Annotated in this window: 13 protein-coding genes; 4 read left to right on the forward strand and 9 right to left on the reverse strand. The window is 67.7% G+C overall.

Annotated features, from left to right (window positions below; all coding sequences use genetic code 11):
* Nucleotides 1-16 precede the first annotated feature (16 nt).
* Nucleotides 17-835 (reverse strand): UDP-2,3-diacylglucosamine diphosphatase, encoded by an 819-nt coding sequence (locus tag HF203_RS12280; protein ID WP_168670122.1) that lies wholly within the window; start codon nucleotides 833-835, stop codon nucleotides 17-19.
* Nucleotides 836-1,070: 235 nt separating this feature from the next.
* Between HF203_RS12280 and HF203_RS12285 the strand changes: the two genes are divergently transcribed.
* From HF203_RS12285 to HF203_RS12295, 3 genes are all read left to right on the forward strand, one after another.
* Nucleotides 1,071-2,738, forward strand: coding sequence for a cation:proton antiporter (locus HF203_RS12285; RefSeq protein WP_168670124.1), 1,668 nt, complete (start codon nucleotides 1,071-1,073; stop codon nucleotides 2,736-2,738).
* On the forward strand, nucleotides 2,738-3,640 hold the full coding sequence (locus tag HF203_RS12290) for a universal stress protein (protein ID WP_168670126.1): 903 nt from the start codon (nucleotides 2,738-2,740) through the stop codon (nucleotides 3,638-3,640). The genes HF203_RS12285 and HF203_RS12290 overlap by 1 nt, the downstream gene beginning before the upstream one ends.
* A gap of 643 nt (nucleotides 3,641-4,283) precedes the next feature.
* Nucleotides 4,284-5,504 carry an argininosuccinate synthase gene (locus HF203_RS12295; RefSeq protein ID WP_168670128.1) on the forward strand — a complete coding sequence of 407 codons (1,221 nt, stop codon included), beginning with the start codon at nucleotides 4,284-4,286 and terminating at the stop codon, nucleotides 5,502-5,504.
* 807 nt (nucleotides 5,505-6,311) lie between these two features.
* On the opposite strand, the gene HF203_RS12300 is transcribed toward HF203_RS12295, so the two are convergent.
* The 6 genes from HF203_RS12300 to HF203_RS12325 all read right to left on the reverse strand — a co-directional run bounded on the left by HF203_RS12300 (nucleotide 6,312) and on the right by HF203_RS12325 (nucleotide 11,925).
* The gene (locus HF203_RS12300) at nucleotides 6,312-7,442 is read right to left on the reverse strand and encodes a PQQ-dependent sugar dehydrogenase (protein WP_168670130.1); all 1,131 of its coding nucleotides are present in this window, start codon (nucleotides 7,440-7,442) and stop codon (nucleotides 6,312-6,314) included.
* A gap of 53 nt (nucleotides 7,443-7,495) precedes the next feature.
* Nucleotides 7,496-7,930 carry a gamma-butyrobetaine hydroxylase family protein gene (locus HF203_RS12305; protein WP_168670132.1) on the reverse strand — a complete coding sequence of 145 codons (435 nt, stop codon included), beginning with the start codon at nucleotides 7,928-7,930 and terminating at the stop codon, nucleotides 7,496-7,498.
* A gap of 14 nt (nucleotides 7,931-7,944) precedes the next feature.
* On the reverse strand, nucleotides 7,945-9,045 hold the full coding sequence (hemH, locus tag HF203_RS12310) for a ferrochelatase (RefSeq protein ID WP_168670134.1): 1,101 nt from the start codon (nucleotides 9,043-9,045) through the stop codon (nucleotides 7,945-7,947).
* A complete protein-coding gene (locus HF203_RS12315) occupies nucleotides 9,045-9,605 on the reverse strand; it encodes a hemerythrin domain-containing protein (protein WP_168670136.1) in 561 nt (186 codons plus the stop codon). Before HF203_RS12315 ends, hemH begins: the two co-directional genes overlap by 1 nt.
* 188 nt (nucleotides 9,606-9,793) lie before the next feature.
* Nucleotides 9,794-11,509, reverse strand: a complete 1,716-nt coding sequence (locus tag HF203_RS12320) for a potassium channel family protein (RefSeq protein ID WP_168670138.1) — start codon at nucleotides 11,507-11,509, stop codon at nucleotides 9,794-9,796.
* A 32-nt stretch (nucleotides 11,510-11,541) separates the two neighbouring features.
* On the reverse strand, nucleotides 11,542-11,925 hold the full coding sequence (locus tag HF203_RS12325; protein WP_062277143.1) for a DUF6394 family protein: 384 nt from the start codon (nucleotides 11,923-11,925) through the stop codon (nucleotides 11,542-11,544).
* 569 nt (nucleotides 11,926-12,494) lie between these two features.
* On the opposite strand from HF203_RS12325, the gene HF203_RS12330 reads away from it, so the two are divergent.
* Nucleotides 12,495-15,119, forward strand: coding sequence for a DUF2339 domain-containing protein (locus HF203_RS12330; protein WP_168670140.1), 2,625 nt, complete (start codon nucleotides 12,495-12,497; stop codon nucleotides 15,117-15,119).
* Here the strand turns inward: HF203_RS12330 and HF203_RS12335 are convergent.
* Both HF203_RS12335 and thrC read right to left on the reverse strand, forming a co-directional pair.
* A complete protein-coding gene (locus HF203_RS12335) occupies nucleotides 15,079-16,650 on the reverse strand; it encodes an alpha-isopropylmalate synthase regulatory domain-containing protein (protein WP_168670142.1) in 1,572 nt (523 codons plus the stop codon). The two genes, HF203_RS12330 and HF203_RS12335, sit on opposite strands and share 41 nt — an antisense overlap.
* The gene (thrC, locus tag HF203_RS12340; RefSeq protein WP_168670144.1) at nucleotides 16,647-18,047 is read right to left on the reverse strand and encodes a threonine synthase; all 1,401 of its coding nucleotides are present in this window, start codon (nucleotides 18,045-18,047) and stop codon (nucleotides 16,647-16,649) included. The genes HF203_RS12335 and thrC overlap by 4 nt, the downstream gene beginning before the upstream one ends.
* Between the last annotated feature and the right edge of the window lie 532 nt (nucleotides 18,048-18,579).

The following is an 18,579-nucleotide window of genomic DNA, read 5'->3' on the forward strand; positions in this document are numbered from 1 at the left end:
GGACAACGCCCGCCGATCAACCGGCCCGCGCCAAGGCTACCCCCGGGCGTGCCTCCTCGTCACCGAGCGACTCGGGGCAGGCGTCGGTCCAACGCAACAGTTCCAGCCGACCGTCGTGGTGCTCGACCAGCGCGGTACAACTCTCCACCCAGTCGCCACAGTTGCAATAGGCCACGCCGGCGATGTCGCGCATCTCAGCGTGGTGGATATGACCGCAGATCATGCCGTCGAGCGCACGGCGCGCCGCCTCGTCGGCAACCACGCACTCGAAGTCGCCGATATAGTTGACCGCGTTCTTGACCTTGCGCTTGAGGTAGCCGGCCAGCGACCAGTAGCGCAGCCCCAGCAACCGCTGCAACCGACTGAGCTGGGCGTTGAGCGCGAGCAGTCGGTCGTAGGCATGCGAGCCCAGGCGCGAGAGCCAGCGCGCGTGCTCGATCACGCCATCGAAACGGTCACCGTGCAGCACCAGGAAACGACGCCCGTCGGCGGTGGTGTGGACCACCTCGTCGCGCACCGCCACCCGACCGAAGTCGAGCCCGAGATGGGCGCGCAACACCTCGTCGTGGTTGCCCGGCACATAGATCACCTCGGTGCCGGCGCGCGCCTTGTCGAGGATCGCGGCAACCACTCGGTTGTGGGCCTCGGGCCAGTAGAGTCCGCCGCGCAGCGCCCACAAGTCGACGATGTCGCCGACCAGATAGAGCCGTCGACACTCGGTCGCGACGAGGAAGTCGAGCAAGAACTCGGCCTGACACCCCTTGAAGCCCAGATGGACGTCGGAGATGAAGATGCTGCGATATTTCAGCGGGGACATGCGGGTGATCTCGGTCATCGCGTCGCCTGCCTGGATGAGCGTGGCGCCCATGCTCCTCGATCACTGTTGCCACGGCGTTGATGCCCGGTGAAGATGCGGTGACCCCGGGATGACCACGCCGGGAACCGCCACGTCCGCGCCCGGTCCGAGGGAGGGAGACCGACCGCCCGAGGTGGACCATGGATCGATCCCGCCCGCCCCGCTCGCGAGGCACCCGTAACCCCCGTCGCCCCAACCGCCGGCAGGTCCTTCAATGAACGACGACCTGTTCCTGCAGATGGGCCTAATCCTTGGCGTCGCCGCCATCGCCGGCGCGCTCGCGCGCGGCCTGCGCCAACCGCTGATCGTCGCCTTCATTGCCGTCGGCATCCTCCTCGGACCGACCGGTTTCGGGCTGGTCGCGCACAGCAGCGAGATCGAGCTGTTCGCCCGCCTCGGCATCGCGCTGCTGCTATTCGTCGTCGGACTCAAGCTCGACCTGCACATCATCCGCACCGTCGGCCCGGTGGCGCTGGCCTCCGGGCTCGGCCAGGTGCTGTTCACCTCGGCGGTGGGCTATGTCATCGCCCGGCTGCTGGGGCTGGAACCGGTGGCCGCGCTCTATGTGGCGGTGGCACTGACCTTCTCGAGCACCATCATCATCGTCAAGCTGCTCTCGGACAAACGCGAGGTCGACGCGCTGCACGGGCGCATCGCCGTCGGCTTTCTCATCGTCCAGGACATCGTGGTGGTGCTGGTGATGATCGCGTTGACCGCCGTCGGCCAGGCCGGCGCCGACATCCACCCCGGGCGCGAGGCGCTCACCATCCTGCTCAAGGGCGCGGCGATGCTCGCCACGGTCGCGGTGCTGATGCGCTATGTCCTGCCCTGGCTACTACACCGGCTGGCGCGCTCGACCGAGCTACTGATGCTGTTCGCCATCGCCTGGGCGGTACTCGGCGCACTCGCCGGCGATGCCCTCGGCTTCAGCCGCGAGGTCGGCGCCTTCCTCGCCGGGGTATCGATCGCCTCGACCCGCTACCGCGAGCAGATCGCCGCGCGGCTGGTGACCCTGCGCGACTTCCTGCTGTTGTTCTTCTTCATCGAGCTGGGCGCGACGCTCGAACTCGGGCTGATCGGCGATCAGCTCGGCGCCGCCGCGCTGCTATCGCTGTTCGTGTTGATCGGCAACCCGCTGATCGTGATGGTGATCATGGGCTACATGGGCTACCGCAAGCGCACCGGCTTCCTCGCCGGGCTGACGGTGGCGCAGATCAGTGAGTTCTCGCTGATCCTCGCCGCACTCGGGCTAAGCCTCGGTCATCTCGGTGCCGAGACCCTGGGGCTGATCACCCTGGTCGGGCTGGTCACCATCAGCGTCTCGACCTACCTGATCCTCTACTCGCACCCGCTCTACGAGCGCCTCGCACCCTACCTCGTTTGCTTCGAGCGACGCGTCCCCCACCGCGAGATCGACCAGGAGCTGACCGACAACGAGGCCCCCGAGATCCTGCTGTTCGGCCTCGGGCGCTTCGGTGCGGCCATGGCCGACGGGCTGCGCGAGCGCGGCCGGCAGGTACTCGCCGTCGACTTCGACCCCGACGTGGTGCGCCGTCAGACACGCGCCGGTTATCGGGTGCACTACGGCGACATCGAGGATCCGGAGCTGATCGCCACCCTGCCACTGAGCCAGGCGCGCTGGGTGGTGAGCACGGTGCGCGAGCGCGCGATCAACCGCTTGCTGCTCCACGGCCTGCGCCAACAGGGCTATCGCGGACGGGTCGCGCTCTCCACCGCCAGCGAGGCCGACGCCCAATGGTTCGCGCAACAGGGGGCGGATCTGGTATTCATCCCCTATACCGATGCCGCACGTAGCGCGGCACAACGGTTGTGTGAGGATTGCGTGCCGGAACCACCGGCCAGAGCTGCCGAGGGCATGTGATGAAACGTTTCAAGAATATCCTTTATGTCATTGCCGATGGCATCGGCCCGGAGCACGCACTGGCGCGGGCGCTGACACTCGCGCACAACAACCAGGCCAGCCTCACCGTGCTCGCGGTGCTGACCACGCCACCGGCGGGGGAATCGCAACGCGAGGCCGTGGCGCGACTCGAGCGCACCCTGAAGGTGCGCCTAGCGGCCCATCATGAGTGCTGCGCGCTCCACATCGAGGTACGTGTCGGCGCCCTCGCCCGCGAGGCACTGCGCCAAATCGAGCAGTGCGGTCACGACCTGGTGATCAATCCCGCCCAGCCGCCGGAGCGACTCGAACGCTTCCTCGGTGGCGACGACCGCCAGCTGCTGCGCAATAGCCCCTGCCCGGTATGGCTGATGCAGCCCTGCGAACGCGACAACTACGACACCCTCCTGCTCGCGCTCGACTACGATCCAGCCCGCCCGGAGACGATCGACACCCCGCTCAATCGACGCCTGCTCACCCTCGCCAGCTCACTGGCGTTGTCGGACTTCGCCACGCTGCACCTGGTGCACGTCTGGGACGCTCCGGCCGAGCTGCTGTTCCGCGTCTGGTCCGACGCCCCGGACCACTCCACCCGCGACTACATCGAGAGCGAACGTATCCGTCACCGTCGCGGGCTCGAGGCGCTCAATATGGTGCTGCGCGAGACCCTGGGCGCCAAGGCCCACGACTATCTCGCCCCCCGCCTACACCTGCCCCGCGGCCTGGCCACCGAACAGATCCGCCTCCTCGCCGATCAGCTCGATGCCGACTTGGTGGTGATGGGCACCGCCGCACGACGCGGCCTCACCGGCTTGCTGATTGGCAACACCGTCGAGGCCATCCTCGACCAGCCACCCTGCTCGGTGCTGGCGGTGCGGCCCTAGAGGGAGCTTCCAGCCTCAAGCCATCAGCTACCAGCTACCAGCCTGCCGTCTCCAGCCAACGGCGCCAAGCCTTCCCCACTGGAGGCTGACGGCTGGTAGCTGGAGGCCGGCGGCTAACCGCAAACACCTTGCCAACCAAATATCCCCTTCGCGCCCTTTGGGCCTTTGCGGTTCAATCCCCCCTGACGACTGACGACTGACGACTGACGACTGACGACTGACGACTGACGACTGGAGGCTAGAAGCTAGCCGCAAACACCTTGCCAACCAAATATCCCCTTCGCGCCCTTTGAGCCTTTGCGGTTCAATCCCCCCTGACGACTGACGACTGACGACTGACGACTGACGACTGACGACTGGAGGCTAGAAGCTGGAAGCTAGCCGCAAACACCTTGCCAACCAAATATCCCCTTCGCGCCCTTTGGGCCTTTGCGGTTCAATCCCCCCTGACGACTGACGACTGAACCTAAGCCGCCCTCCGCCCCTCCCCTTAATGCCATTCGACGTTCTATACTGGTGGATTACCCGGGACGCGGCCGTCGGGCCGATCATGGCACCGCGCGCCACTGGTATCCGCCACCGGGGAGGGCGAGGCGCTCGCCCGGTCCCTGCAAACACCCCTTCACGATTCTGGAGCAAGACGATGGCGCAAAGCGCAGTCAAGAAAGTCGTTCTGGCCTATTCGGGCGGACTCGACACCTCGGTGATCCTCAAGTGGCTGCAGGAGGAGTACGGCTGCGAGGTCGTGACCTTCACCGCCGACATCGGTCAGGGCGAGGAGCTCGAGCCGGCGCGCGCCAAGGCCGAGGCCGCGGGCGTGAAGGAGATCTATATCGACGACCTGCGCGAAGAGTTCGTCCGCGACTTCGTCTACCCGATGTTCCGCGCCAACGCCATCTACGAGGGCGAGTACCTGCTCGGCACCTCGATCGCGCGACCGCTGATCGCCAAGCGCCTGATCGAGATCGCCGCCGAGACCGGCGCCGATGCCATCGCCCACGGCGCCACCGGCAAGGGCAACGACCAGGTCCGCTTCGAGCTCGGCGCCTATGCGCTCAACCCCGAGATCAAGATTATCGCCCCCTGGCGCGAGTGGGACCTGCTCTCGCGCGAGAAGCTGATGGCCTACGCCGCCAAGCACGGCATCGGCGTCGAGCAGAAGCGCGAGGGCAACAAGTCGCCCTACTCGATGGACGCCAACCTGCTGCACATCTCCTACGAGGGCTACGACCTCGAGGATCCGTGGACCCAGCCCGGCGACGCCATGTGGCGCTGGAGCGTCTCGCCCGAGCAGGCCCCGGACCAGGCCACCGAGATCGAGCTGACCTTCGAGCGCGGCGACATCACCGCCATCGACGGCAAGGCGATGACCCCGGCCGAGGTGCTCGCCGAGCTCAACCGCATCGGCGGGGCCAACGGCATCGGGCGCGCCGACATCGTCGAGAACCGCTATGTCGGCATGAAGTCGCGCGGCTGCTACGAGACCCCCGGCGGCACCATCATGCTCAAGGCACACCGCGCCATCGAGTCGCTCACCCTCGACCGCGAGGCCGCGCACCTCAAGGACGAGTTGATGCCGCGCTACGCCAGCCTGATCTACAACGGCTACTGGTTCGCCCCCGAGCGGCGCATGCTGCAGGCGGCGATCGACGAGAGCCAGCAGGTGGTCAACGGCGTGGTCCGTCTCAAGCTCTACAAGGGCAACGTCAGCGTGCTCGGCCGTCGCTCCGAGACCAACAGCCTGTTCGATGAGTCGATCGCGACCTTCGAGGAGGATGCCGGCGCCTACGACCAGACCGACGCCACCGGCTTCATCCGCCTCAACTCGCTGCGCCTGCGCGTGGCCGGTCGCAAGCGCGGCTGATCCCCCCACCCGGCCCCTCGGGCCGGGCCACCGTCGCCGCGTCCTGCGGCGACGGTCTCCAGAGACTTGAACCGCCAAGACGCGAAGAGCGCGAAGAACAGAAAAACCTCCAGTGAGGAGCGGTGCCTGCCTCGTCACACTCCAGTTGATTGCAAGCGGAGACTGAAGGCTGCCGGCTGTCAGCTAGTCGCTGGCAACTTGAACCTCTTCGCGTTCTTTGCGGCTTTGCGGTTCGATCCCCTACGGTTGACGCCGCTCAGTGCATAGGCTGAGCAAAGCGTCGCGTGCCCAGCGAAAGGCGCGATCAGCTGATCAGAAGATTGAACCGCCAAGACACGAAGGACGCAAAGAAAGCGACCAGCCTTCGGCAAACAGCCTCCAGTTGCGGTTTGCAGTCAGCCTTGAAGGTACGAGACAAGCCTGCTCCTCTCGCTGTCAGCTGGTCACTAGCAACTTGAACCTCTTCGCGTTCTTTGCGGCTTTGCGGTTCGACCCCCTACGGTTGACGCCGCTCAGTGCATAGGCTGAGCAAAGCGTCGCGTGCCCAGCGAAAGGCGCGATCAGCTGATCAGAAGATTGAACCGCCAAGACGCGAAGGACGCAAAGAAAGCGACCAGCCTTCGGCAAACAGCCTCCAGTTGCGGTTTGCTGTCAGCCTTGAAGGCACGAGACAAGCCTGCTCCTCTCGCTGTCAGCTGGTCGCGAGCAACTTGAACCTCTTCGCGTTCTTTGCGGCTTTGCGGTTCAATCCCCTGGCGGCTGGCGGCTGGCGGCTGGCGGCTGATCGCTGGACGCTAGCCCCGCGCGCTATCCATCCGGGACGATCCGCAACAACGCGCCGTCGGGCGCATCGGTGAGGACGTAGAGATGGCCGTCGGGGCCCTCGCGCACGTCGCGTACCCGAGTGCCGATGGTCAACCGTTCCTCGCCCACCACCACGCCGTCCTCCAAGTCGATACGCCGCACCTCGCCGAATTTGAGCGCGCCGCTGAACAGGTCGCCGCGCCAGGCCGGGAAGTGCCGTCCGCTGTAGTAGGCGAGGCCGCTCGGGGCCTTGGAGGGGGTCCATTCGAGCAGCGGCGCGGTGACGTCGGCGCGCTGGTGGACGTTGGAGATCGCCGGTCCCCAGTACTCGTGGCTGGTGGTGACCGCGGGCCAGCCGTAGTTGGCACCGGGGGTGATGCGATTGAGTTCGTCACCACCGCGCGCGCCGTGCTCGTTGGCCCACACCCGTCCGCTCACCAGATCGCGCGCGAGGCCCTGAATGTTGCGATGGCCGAGGCTGTGGATGGCCGCACGCGCGCCACCGGCGGCGTACCAGGGGTTGTCGGGATGGGGGCTGCCGTCGACGCGCAGCCGCAGGATCTTACCGAAGTGGCTGTCGAGACGCTGCGCCTGCTCGCGGATCAGCCCGCCGGCGAAGCGGATCGGCGGATTACCGCCGTCACCGATGCTGAGCAGCAGGCTGTCGTCGTCGAGCCAGAGGATACGCGAGCCGAAGTGCTGGGTGTCGCGCTTGGTGTCGGGGTTGGCATAGAGACGTTCGAGATCGTGCAACGCGCCGTCGACCAGCCGCGCCCGTGCCAGCGCGGTGCGGTTGGCGTCGGTCGTGCCCTCGGCATAGCTGAGATAGACCAGCCGGTTGCGGGCAAAGTCAGGGTGTAGGGCGACGTCGAGCAGACCGCCCTGCCCCTCGGCGAGCACCTCGGGCACGCCCTCGATCGGCGTCGGATCGAGCCGACCGTCGGCCGCGAGCCGACGCAGCCGGCCCGGGCGTTCGCTGATTAGCGCCGAGCCATCGGGCAGCCAGGCGATCGCCCAGGGGTGTTCGAGCCCGCGCGTCACCACCTCGGCGCGCCAGCCCTGGGCCTCGGGTGGCGCGGCCTCGACCGCGAGGGCGCCGAGCAGCGCGCACAGCGCCACTGTCCAGCGGTGCATCAGGCCTCCATCCATGTGCCTCCACTCCTGCGGGTCGCACCCGCTCCCGGGTGTCAGTCGCGCGCCGGGGTCAGCGCCTCGGCCGGCACCTCGCCGCGCGCCTGCAATTGCTCGAAGGGGTCGGGACCGTCACGGTGCGCGCCGACCTCCTCCAGCTGCTTGAGATAGTTCTGCCACAGCGGCTGCCAGGCGCGACCGAGCCGGTGGAGATAGCCCCAGTCGTAGAGCCCGGAGTCGTGGCCGTCGTCATAGCGGATCTTGAGCGCATAGGCACCGATCTGCTCGATGGCGGTGATGTTCACCTGTTCCTTGCCGAGCTGCAGCTTGGCGCTCGCCGGCGAATGGCCGCGCACCTCAGCCGAGGGCGAGTAGACCCGCAGGTACTCGCACGGCAGCCGAAAGCGCGACCCGTCGTCGAAGGCCAGCTCCAGCACCCGCGAGCGCTGGTGCAGCCGGATCTCGGTAGGCAGTGGGTGGGTGTCGTCCATGGAGACCTCCGCGATCAGTACTCGGCACCGAGCGCACGGGCGCGGGCCTGGCGCTCGGCGAGCGCCTCGGCATCCTCGGTCGGGGCATCGAGCCCGGGCCAGCCGGCACAGTGACGCAGGATCAGCTCGGTGAGCAGGTCGAGATGCGCCGGCGCATCGTTGAGACAGGGGATATAGCCGTAGTGCTCGCCGCCGGCCTCGAGGAAGTACTCGCGGTTCTCCTCGTCGATCTCCTCGATGGTCTCCAAACAGTCGGCGGAGAACCCGGGCGAGAGCACGTGGACCGACTTCACCCCGTCCGCACCCCATTGCTTGAGGGTGGCCTCGGTATAAGGCTGGAGCCACTCGCTCGAGCCGAGGCGCGACTGGAACGACATCCCCCAACGGTCCTCCGCCAGCCCCAGCGACTCGATCACCAACCGCGCGGTCTTGCGACACAGACAGTGGTAGGGATCGCCCTTATCGAAGTAGTCCTTGGGGATGCCGTGGAAGGAGAACAACAGCCGCTCGGGCTGGCCGTGCTCGGCCCAGTGGGCACGGATGCTGGCAACCAGGGCATCGATATAGGCCGGATCGTCGTGGTACTGGTTGATGAAGCGCAGCTCCGGCAGCCAGCGCCAGCGCCGCAGCTCGGCGGTGACGGCGTCGAAGGCCGAACCAGTGGTGGTGGCCGAGTACTGCGGATAGAGCGGGAACACCAGGATGCGTCGGGCATTGGCCGCGCGCAGCTCGGCCAGCGCCGAGGCCACCGAGGGATTGCCATAGCGCATCCCCAGCGCGACCTTGACCGGTCCCCCGAGGCGCTCGCCCAGGCGCTCGGCGATGCCGTCGCGCTGCCGTCGCGAGATCGCCAACAGCGGCGAACCGTCCTCGGTCCATACCGACTCATAGGCACGCGCCGAGCGCGCCGGTCGGGTACGCAGGATGATGCCGTGGAGCAGCGGCAACCACAGCGCGCGCGACATCTCCACCACCCGCGGGTCGGAGAGGAACTCGGCGAGATAGCGGCGCACGTCCGGCACGCTGGTGCTGTCGGGCGTGCCCAGGTTGATCAGCAGCACCCCGAGCGACTCGGGGATGTCATGGCGGTAAGCGGGGGTATCGACGAACTTCATCAAGGGGTCTCGGACTGGGCCTGTTCGGAAAGGAGTCGGTAGAGCGCGCGGAAACGCTCGAGATCGGGGGCGCCGAACAACGGATCCTCGGCGGAGGGCGCCGTGGCCGCCACCGCCTCCCAGTCAGCCGCATCGAGTATCTCAAGGGCGATGGGGAAGGCCTCGCGTTCCTCGAGCGAGAGGTGCGCGCGCATGGTCGCGACCAGCTCACGACCATTGGCCTCGACATCCTCGCGCAACAACACCTCCTCGTTGAGGATACCGTCGAGCGACTGCCGGAAGCGCTTATTGACCTGGCCGAGTGCGGCGTGCTGGCGCATCAGCACATCGAACACCTCACGCTGGCCGGCGCCCTTGTCGAGCACGCGCTGGAAGATGATGTCCTCGGTCGGGTGATGGACGGTGTCGGCGTAGCTGTCCATGTATTCGAGCATCTCGCTCATCAGATCGTAGTCGGGCTCTTCGCCCTCATGGAAGCGGTCGAGCAGGGTCTCGAACAAGTCGAGTAGCTTGACGAGACGGGCATGGTCCTGGCCCAGTCGGGTCATCACCGGGTGCATAGGCCTTTCTCCTAGGTCGGTGGGCAATCGTCTCAATCGATCCAGTATGCCATCATCCCCGGTCGTGCCCACAAGACACGCACGACGTGCGTCCCATCGGGATGGCGACACGCAGCCCCAGACGCAACCGTCTGGCTACAACGTCTTGCTCGATATCAGACGAGCACCGCCGGCCACGGTTCCCGCCCCTAGCATCCACGAGCACGCCGCAGCAATGGGGCCAGCATTCGCCATACCGGCCCCTCGCGCCACCCCTCGCGGCCACACACGTAGTCGAACGCATGCAGGTTCTGCAGGGTCCACCCCATGCGCCGGCTCACCCACTCACGACCACAGCAGAGCAGCCGGTCCCCCACCTCGAGCTCGGTGTCGAGCCCCGGTAGCAACCACCGGGCACCGTCGCGTGCCAGCAGCAGCGGGATCACCGGCAGGCGCTCGTCACGCGCCTGCGGATCGCGCAGCAGGACCTCCAGGGTCGGCGACTCACCACGCGCGATCGCATCACACACGGCAAAGGCGCGCCCCGGTTCGAGCGCGACCTCCCAGACGTGCGGCGCGCGCTCCTCGACCAGCGCCAACACCCGGCTCACCAACTCGCAGGCCCAGGGCTCGTCCTCGAGCCGCGCCAGGGTAGCGAAATCGGAGAGCAGCGGATTGACCAGCCGGATACCGATGCGATTGGCGACGATCAGACTCGGGTGCATGATCGCGTGGGCGCCGACCCGATCGAAGAGCGCATGATTGTGGTGCTGGTTCTCACGCGCGATCACGAACAACCCGCGGTTGAGCATCCGCGCGGTCATCACGATCGAGAGGTTGTCGGCGTCGTGATCGGTACCCGCCACCAACCCCACGGCGCGGCGGATCCCGGCCTGCTCCAGGGTCACCGCCTCGGTGCCGCGCCCCTGCACCACGCCCTCCTCGGGGATGCCGGTCTTGTGCGGCAGCGCCTCGATCACCTGCACCTCCAGCCCCTGCTCCTTGAGGTGCTTGTACATCGCCTTACCGAAGCGGCCATAGCCACAGACCACCCAGCGCCCCTCGCTCGGCGGGAACAGCGGCTCCTTGAGGCGCTCGCCGCCGAAGCCCGAGAGCCAGTCGAACAGCAGGGTCAGGCAAGGCGCCTGGATGGCGGTGGCCATGTAGAGCGCGAAGGTATCGAAGGGGTCGTAGATATGGTCGGTGCCGAAGGAGGCCATGTTGGCCTCGACCGCATGCGAGTCGGCGCGACAGATCACCGTCACCTCGGGGTGCATCAGCTTGGCGGCGATGGCGATCTTGAGGTTGGTCTCATTGACATTGGTCAGCGCCACCACCCCCTGACACAGCGGGTGCCTGAGCCCGGCCGCCTCGAGGTGCGCCGGACTGCGCGCGTCGGCGCAGAGCGCGGGGACGTATTCGCGCTGGTTCTCGAGCTGGAGCAGATTGATACGCTCGGGGTCGATATCGACCACCACCGCACGCAGATGACGATCGGTCAGCCCCCGCACCAGGGCGCTGCCGGTCTGGCCATAGCCGCAGACCAGATAGAAGGGCGTGCACAGCCCACGCACCCGAGCGCGGAAACGGTGCTCGCGGATGGCGCGCTGAAAGGTCGGATCCTGCAGCAGCGCGATCAGGGTACCGATGGCATAGATCCACACCGCCACGGTGGCGAACACACAGCCCGAGACCCACAATCGCTGGGCATCAGTGAAGGTGTTGGGCAGCTCACCGAAACCGATGGTGGTCGACATGTAGCTGACGAAATAGAAGGCATGGAACAGGCTCATCGTCGCCGGGGCGCCAGCGGCGTCCTGGGCCGGGATCAACGCCAGCCCGGCCATCGCTACCGCATAGACCAGGATCAGCGACAGCAGCGGCGCGCGCATCCGCCGGAAGACGAGAAAGACGATGGTATCCATGCGACGGCCCCCCGCTCGCGGCGCCGCACCGCTCAGCGGCGCAGCATCACCGTCTCGATCAGCAGCAGCACCACCGAGACCACGTTGGCGATCATCGCACCACCGGCGAGCGAGACGATGCTGGCCATCGCCGAGGGGGTCATGCCGCCCTCACCGACGTGCACCACCGCCGTCCACACCAGCGCCGCGGCGACGAGCTGCAGGATCGCCACCAGACTGGTGGCGAGCAGCACCGCGCCGAGCTGGGTGCGGTCGCCGAACTTGAGCACGGTGGCGACGAGGTTGACCACGATCACCGCGAACAGCTCCCAGGCGTGATGGTGGTCGGGATTGTCGATCTCACCGACGAAGAACCCGAAGTTCAGCGTCAGGGCGAGCACGATGAAGAAGCCGAAGACGACCTTTTCCGGGTTCATCCGTCTCTCCGCAACAAGGGGCCCGAGCGGGCGCGAACACGATGGCGGCCAGACCGCCGGCGCATCATAGCAGTTTGCCGGTGGGCAGCAGACTCAACCGTAAATGAAGACTGAACCGCAACGCCGCGAAGCACGCAAAGGGGATGAGGTGTGATGACGGCCTGAGGCCACGGCCGGCGCGGGGCCACGCCGCCGTCGGGTGATCGCTGGCGGCTGACGGCTTATTCCCTCTTCGCGTCCTTGGCGTCTTGTATCTTGCGGCCCCGTGGTGGTTAGCTCCCACCACGCGAGATTGAGGTAGCTCGATTGCGTCTTCGCGGTTCATGCGTCGAAGCTCTGCGATCACGCCCGATGTTGGGTTAACCGTCGACGAGCGCCGCAGATTCGTCGATGGCCTAGTGGACAGACGGTTAACCCAACCTACGAGACTGGAGGCTTATTCCCTCTTCGCGTCCTTGGCGTCTTCGCGGTTCAACCCCTACGGGAGCAACCTCCAACCGCCCCCGATTGCCCCCGCCCCGCCCGCCGGGCTAACGTGTCGGCATACACGGCGGTACGAGGACCCCGGCATGGCCCTGACCCTGATGCTGACCCTGATCGGTCTCGCCGGCGGGCTGTGGCTGGCCGAGGCCGGGCTCGACGGGCTCGCCGCACCGCTGATCGGCGCCCTGTTCGGTTTCGTGCTCGCCCGCCAGCAGCTGCTCGAGCGGATGCTGCGCGAGCAGCTGGGGCGCGCGACCCCGCCGTCCGCCGAGCCCTTGCCCTCACCGGCACCCGACTCCGAGCCGCTGTCGCTCGACCTGCCTACACCGCCACCGACCCCACCCCGCCCGACGCCCGCCCCACGCGCCCCCTGGCGGCTGCGCGAGCGCCTGCTCGGTGCCAACCCGCTGGTGCGGATCGGCATCCTGCTGGTGTTCGTCGGCACCGGCTTCCTGATCAAGTACGCGGTCGACCAGCAGTGGCTGCGGTTGTCGCTGGAGCTGCGCCTCGGCGCCATCGCCCTGGCCGCGCTGGGGCTGCTCGGGCTCGGCTGGCGGGCGCGCGCGCGCAATCGCGACTACGGGTTGCTGCTCCAGGGCGCGGCCATCGGCATCCTCTATCTCGACGTCCACGGCGCCCATGTGCTCGCCGGGCTGCTCGGACCCGTCGCAGCCTTCGCGTTGCTGGCATTGATCGCGCTCGTCTGTCTCGCCCTGGCGCTCACCCAGGAGGCGCGCAGCCTCGCCTGGTTCGGCCTGATCGGCGGCTTCCTCGCGCCACTGATCAGCGCCGACGGCGGCGGCGACCCGGTGGTGCTGTTCGGCTATTACGCCCTGCTCGACACCCTGGTGCTGGCGCTGGCCTGGGCACGCGGCTGGCGCGCACTCAACCTGCTCGGCTTCGCCTTCACCTTCGTCATCGGCATCGCCTGGGGCGTGCTGCGCTACGAGCCGGCGCTGTTCAGCCGGGTCGAACCCTTCCTGATCTACTTCTTCCTCGTCTATGTCGCCGTGGCGCTGCTCCACGCCCGGCACCGCCCGGCGGGCGCCGCCACCCCGGTCGACGCCACCCTGGTGTTCGGCACCCCGCTGCTGACCCTCGCCTGCCAGCTCGCGCTGGTCGCCCACCTGCCCTGGGGCGAGGCCTACTCGACCCTGGCGATGGGGCTGTTCTATCTCGCCCTCGCCGGCTGGCTGCGACGCGACGGGCATCCTGCCACGGCGTTGCTCGCCCAGACCTTCCTCGCGCTCGCGGTGATCCTGCTGTCGCTGACCCCGGCCTTCGCCCTCGATGCCGAACTCACCGCTGGCTTCTGGGCGCTCGAGGGCGCGGCCATGGCCTGGATCGGCGCCCGTCAGGAGCAGGAGCGGGTGCTGGTCTTCGCGCTGCTGCTCCAGCTCGGCGCGGCGCTGGCGCTGCCCTTCGCCGAGACCGCCGTCGACCCGCGCCCCTTCCTCGGCGCCGAGGTGCTCGGCGCGCTGGCGATCGCCCTCGCCGGGCTGGTGAGCGCCTACTGGTTCGACCGCGCCCGCCCCTGGTGCCGCACCCTGGCGCCCTGGCTACTCGGCTGGGGGACGCTGTGGTGGCTCGGCGCCGGGAGCGCCGAGCTGTGGCGCCTCGACCCCGGCGCAGTGCTGCCGGCACGACTCATCGGCTACGCCTTGCTCGGCGCGCTGCTCGCCGAGCTGGCCGCCACCCGGCTGCGCTGGGCACGACTCGACGCCCTGCTCGGCGGACTGCCGGCACTTGGGCTGGTCGCGCTGGCGGCCAGCGCCGAGCGGCTGGAGCAACCGTTCGGCGCTGGCGGCGCGCTCGCCTGGCCGGCCTTCGTCGGCCTCGGCTATCTGCTGCTGTGGCGGGTCGAGCGCCGCGCACTCGCCCCGGGCATCGGCTGGGGGCTGTTCGCCCAGGGACTGACAACGCTGCTGGTACTCGACTGGGGTTGGCTGTGGTGGGCCCTGGTCGCGCACCAGCCCGCCCCCGGCTGGCACGCCGCGGCGTTGGCGCTGCTCCCGGCCGTGGCGCTGCTGCTGGCCACGCGGGCGCGGCCCTGGCCGTTGACCTGGACCCGGGTCCATGCCGGCGCGCTCGGCACGCTGCTCGCGCTCGGGCTGATGATCTGGTCGGTCTGGTCGATCGGGATCGCCGGCGACAGCGCGCCCTGGCCACGGCTGCCGCTCATCAACCCGCTCGATCTCGTCACCGCGCTGGTGCTCGTCGCGCTGTGGCGGTGGTGGCGCACGCTCGAGGCAAACGGCCTGATCGACGTCAGCACCCGCGGCCGGCGGGCGGTCATGGCGCTGTTCGGGGGACTCGGCTTCGGTTGGCTCAACCTGGTGGTGCTGCGCGCGCTGCACCATGCCTGGGGGGTGGACTATCGGGTGACGACGCTGCTCGACTCGGCACCGACACAGATGGTGCTCTCGGTGAGCTGGGGGCTGTGCGCGGTGGCGCTGTTGCTGGGCGCGCGGCGCTGGGGCTCGCGCATGCTGTGGTTCGGCGCCGCAGCGGTGCTGGCGCTGGCGGTGGTGAAGCTGTTCGCGATCGATCTGGCCGCGCGCGGCGGGGTGGAGCGCATCGTCTCCTTCCTCGCCATCGGCGGCTTGATGATGGGGATCGGCTGGCTCACGCCGCTGCCGCCACGCGCGACGACAGACGACGCAAGTGAGGTCAGTCGCTCACCGCCTCGGCCTCGGCGGCGGCCCGCTTGAGCGCGCGATGGATGACGATGTTGAGCATGCGTAGCGTCGCCGCGATCGAGGCGAACACCTGGTTGGCATGCACCCCGCGGGTACGCAGCTCTCCCTGTTCGGTCTGCCAGACGATGCTGCACTCGGTAAGGGCATCGGTGCGCCCGCCCTTGGGGATGCGCACCTCGTAGTCGGTCAACCTCGGCAGGGTCAGGCCGCGTTTCTTCACCACCCGCGCGAGTGCGCTCATGAAGGCGTCGAAGCCACCGTTACCGCTGCCCACGGCGGTATAGATATCGCCCTCGATGCGGACCTTGATGCTCGCGGTCGACTCCAGGTCCATGGTCGAGGCCACCGAGCAGGCGAGCAGCTCGGCGTGGTCGTAGTCCTTGCTCTCCAGCACCTCGGCGATGATGAAGGGCAGGTCCTCGGTGGTAATGGTCTTCTTCGAGTCGCCGAGCGCGATGATGCGACGCAGCACCGCCTGCTGTTGTTCCTCAGAGAGCTGGATATCGAGGCGTTCGAGGTTCTTCGCCAACGAGGCCTTGCCGGCGAGCTTGCCGAGCGCGTACTTGCGACGGCGGGCGAAACGCTCGGGCGAGAGCCGCGAGTGATAGAGGCTGCCCTTACGATCGCCGTCGGCATGGATGCCGGCGGTCTGGGTGAAGACGTCGGCGCCGACGATCGGCGCGTTGTCGGCGATACGCTTGCCCGAGAAGTACTCGACCAGCTCGCTGGTACGGGCGAGATGGGTCTCGTCGATACCGGTGCGATAGTCGAGCTGATCGCGCAGGTTGACCGCGACCTCGGCCAGCGAGGCGTTACCGGCACGCTCGCCGAGACAGTTGACGGTGCAGTGCAGCGCGCTCACCCCGGCACGTGCGGCGGCGAGCACGTTGGCGGTGGCCAGACCGTAGTCGTTGTGGGGGTGGAAGTCGAAGCACAGCCCGGGGAAGCGCGCGACCATGTCGGCGATCGCCGCCTCGACCTGCTCCGGGGTCATCACCCCGAGGGTGTCGGGCAGCATGAAGTGCCCCACCCCGGTGTCGGCGAGCTGCTCGACGAAGCGATAGACATAGTCCGGGGTGTCGCGATAGCCGTTCGACCAGTCCTCGAGATAGAGGTTGACGGTGAGCCCGGCATCGCACGCACGACCGACACAAGCGCGCACATCGGCGACGTGCTGCTCCAGGCTCTTGCCGAGCTGCCCCCGGCAGTGACGCTCGCTACCCTTGGTCAGCAGGTTGAGCACCCGCCCGCCGGCACTGCGAATCCACTCGATGCTGCGCCCCTGGTCGACGAAACCGAGCACCTCGACCCGCTCGGCGAGCCCCCGCCCCTCGGCCCAGTCGATGATCTGACGCACCGCGTCGGCCTCGCCGCTGGAGACCCGCGCCGAGGCGACCTCGATGCGGTCGACGCGCACCTGTTCGAGCAGGGTCTTGGCAAGATTGAGCTTCTCGGCCGGCGAGAAGGACACCCCCTGGGTCTGTTCCCCGTCGCGCAGGGTGGTGTCCATGATCTGCACATAGCGTTTGGCCGACTCGCTCATGCGCTCGCCCCCGAGGCGGCGAGGGTGCGTTCGATCTCGGACTTGACCGCCTCGACCGTGGCCGGCAGCTCGACACAACGCTGCTCACGCTCCATCAGCCCCTGCAGCGGTGGCGGCAGCGGCGCGCCCTGGCCAATCGCCTGCTCGACGGCCTCGTTGAACTTGGCCGGATGCGCGGTGGCCAGGCAGATGGCGTCGTCCATGCCACGCGCGGCATGGACACCGACGGCGGTGTGCGGACAAAGGATGTAGCCGTCGTGCTCGTAGCTGGCACGGATCTGCTCCAAGGTCTCGGCGTCGCTCGCGGCACGGGCGTCGAAGTCGGCGCGCACCCGGGCATGGTGCTCGGCATCGACCTCGAGTCGTCCCCCGTCGCGCAGCCCCTCGAGCAACATCCGCACCCGCGCGCAGTCGCCGTCGTGGAGGAAGTAGAGATAGCGCTCGAAGTTGGAGGCGAGCTGGATGTCCATCGCCGGACTGAGGGTGCGGTGGACCTGCGACTCGGCGGCGTAGACCCCGCTGTCGACGAAGCGGGTGAGGATGTCGTTGCGGTTGGTGGCGATCACCAGCCGGCGCACCGGCAGGCCCATGCGGCGGGCGAGATAGCCGGCGAAGACATCACCGAAGTTGCCGGTGGGCACGGAGAAACTGACCGCGCGTTCGGGGTCGCCGCCGCTGACCCGGCCCCAGGCGTAGAAGTAGTAGACCATCTGGGCGAGGATCCGCGCCCAGTTGATCGAGTTGACCGCGCCGAGGTGGTGGCTGCGCTTGAACGGCAGGTCGCCGAACAGCGTCTTGACGATGCGCTGGGCGTCGTCGAAGGTCCCCTCGACGGCAATGTTGTGGACGTTGTCGTCGAGCACCGTGGTCATCTGCCGCGCCTGGATCGGCGACACCCGCCCCTTGGGGTGGAGAATGAAGACCCGGATGCGCGCCTTGCCGCGCACCCCGTAGATCGCCGCCGAGCCGGTATCGCCCGAGGTGGCGCCGACGATGTTGAGTTCACCGCCATCACGCGCGAGCAGGTATTCGAAGAGGTTGCCAAGGAACTGCAGCGCCACGTCCTTGAACGCCGCGGTGGGACCGTGGAAGAGCTCGAGGATGCGCGCCCCGCCCCCCTCGACTACGGGGGTGACCTCGGGGTGGGAGAAGCCGGCGTAGGAACGATCGATCAGCGCGCGCAGGTCCTCGCGCGGGATCTCGTCACCGACGAAGGGGGTGAACACCTCGAGGGCGAGTTCCTGGAAGCTCAACTGCGACCAGGTACGCAGGGTCGCGGCATCGATGCGAGGCAGCTCGGCCGGGACCAGCAGACCACCGTCGGTGGCCAACCCCATGGTGACCGCGTCGGCGAAACCAATGCCGGTGACTCCCCCGCGGGTACTCAAATAGTGCATCTCGTTCTCTGTGTTGAATGGTTGCTGATACCGGGCGGACGACGGCGACTGCGCGCGGCCTCGGACGTGCGTTCCGTGCAGGCGTCGGGAGACGATGGACGAGACAGGCCGCGATACCCCAGGGCGAGAGCGGGGCATGCCCGGTGCGCGCACGAGGACCACGCCGGGGCCACATCTTGCACCGGCGCTCACCCCGAGCAGACGCCGGAGAAATGGTTGAGAGTAAAAAACCTGCGCTGGCTTGGCAACCGCGGCGTGATCACCCCACCCTCATCAATCATGATCACCGAATGCTGCACCCGCGTCATCATCGTCACTATTGAATCGAATATCACTCTGGGTCGTTGACATCCCGGTAAAGGCAACCAGACAATGCAAACCGTGCGCCTTAACTGACAGATATGGCGCACGCACACTACAAGAAAGAGAATGAGGGGGCATCTGTCGCGGTCTGACCATCGGGCCCGTGCTCACGCACGGCTGCCGGTCAAACGCCCCGTCACCCCGAGCAATCACACAATCCACTTGTCGA

Source organism: Marichromatium bheemlicum (assembly GCF_012276755.1).
Taxonomy (GTDB): domain Bacteria; phylum Pseudomonadota; class Gammaproteobacteria; order Chromatiales; family Chromatiaceae; genus Marichromatium; species Marichromatium bheemlicum.

Coding starts and splice junctions, on each gene's coding strand:
- HF203_RS12280 (WP_168670122.1), bottom strand. CDS start 835: ATGACCGAGATCACCCGCATGTCCCCGCTGAAATATCGCAGCATCTTC.
- HF203_RS12285 (WP_168670124.1), top strand. CDS start 1,071: ATGAACGACGACCTGTTCCTGCAGATGGGCCTAATCCTTGGCGTCGCC.
- HF203_RS12290 (WP_168670126.1), top strand. CDS start 2,738: ATGAAACGTTTCAAGAATATCCTTTATGTCATTGCCGATGGCATCGGC.
- HF203_RS12295 (WP_168670128.1), top strand. CDS start 4,284: ATGGCGCAAAGCGCAGTCAAGAAAGTCGTTCTGGCCTATTCGGGCGGA.
- HF203_RS12300 (WP_168670130.1), bottom strand. CDS start 7,442: ATGCACCGCTGGACAGTGGCGCTGTGCGCGCTGCTCGGCGCCCTCGCG.
- HF203_RS12305 (WP_168670132.1), bottom strand. CDS start 7,930: ATGGACGACACCCACCCACTGCCTACCGAGATCCGGCTGCACCAGCGC.
- hemH (WP_168670134.1), bottom strand. CDS start 9,045: ATGAAGTTCGTCGATACCCCCGCTTACCGCCATGACATCCCCGAGTCG.
- HF203_RS12315 (WP_168670136.1), bottom strand. CDS start 9,605: ATGCACCCGGTGATGACCCGACTGGGCCAGGACCATGCCCGTCTCGTC.
- HF203_RS12320 (WP_168670138.1), bottom strand. CDS start 11,509: ATGGATACCATCGTCTTTCTCGTCTTCCGGCGGATGCGCGCGCCGCTG.
- HF203_RS12325 (WP_062277143.1), bottom strand. CDS start 11,925: ATGAACCCGGAAAAGGTCGTCTTCGGCTTCTTCATCGTGCTCGCCCTG.
- HF203_RS12330 (WP_168670140.1), top strand. CDS start 12,495: ATGGCCCTGACCCTGATGCTGACCCTGATCGGTCTCGCCGGCGGGCTG.
- HF203_RS12335 (WP_168670142.1), bottom strand. CDS start 16,650: ATGAGCGAGTCGGCCAAACGCTATGTGCAGATCATGGACACCACCCTG.
- thrC (WP_168670144.1), bottom strand. CDS start 18,047: ATGCACTATTTGAGTACCCGCGGGGGAGTCACCGGCATTGGTTTCGCC.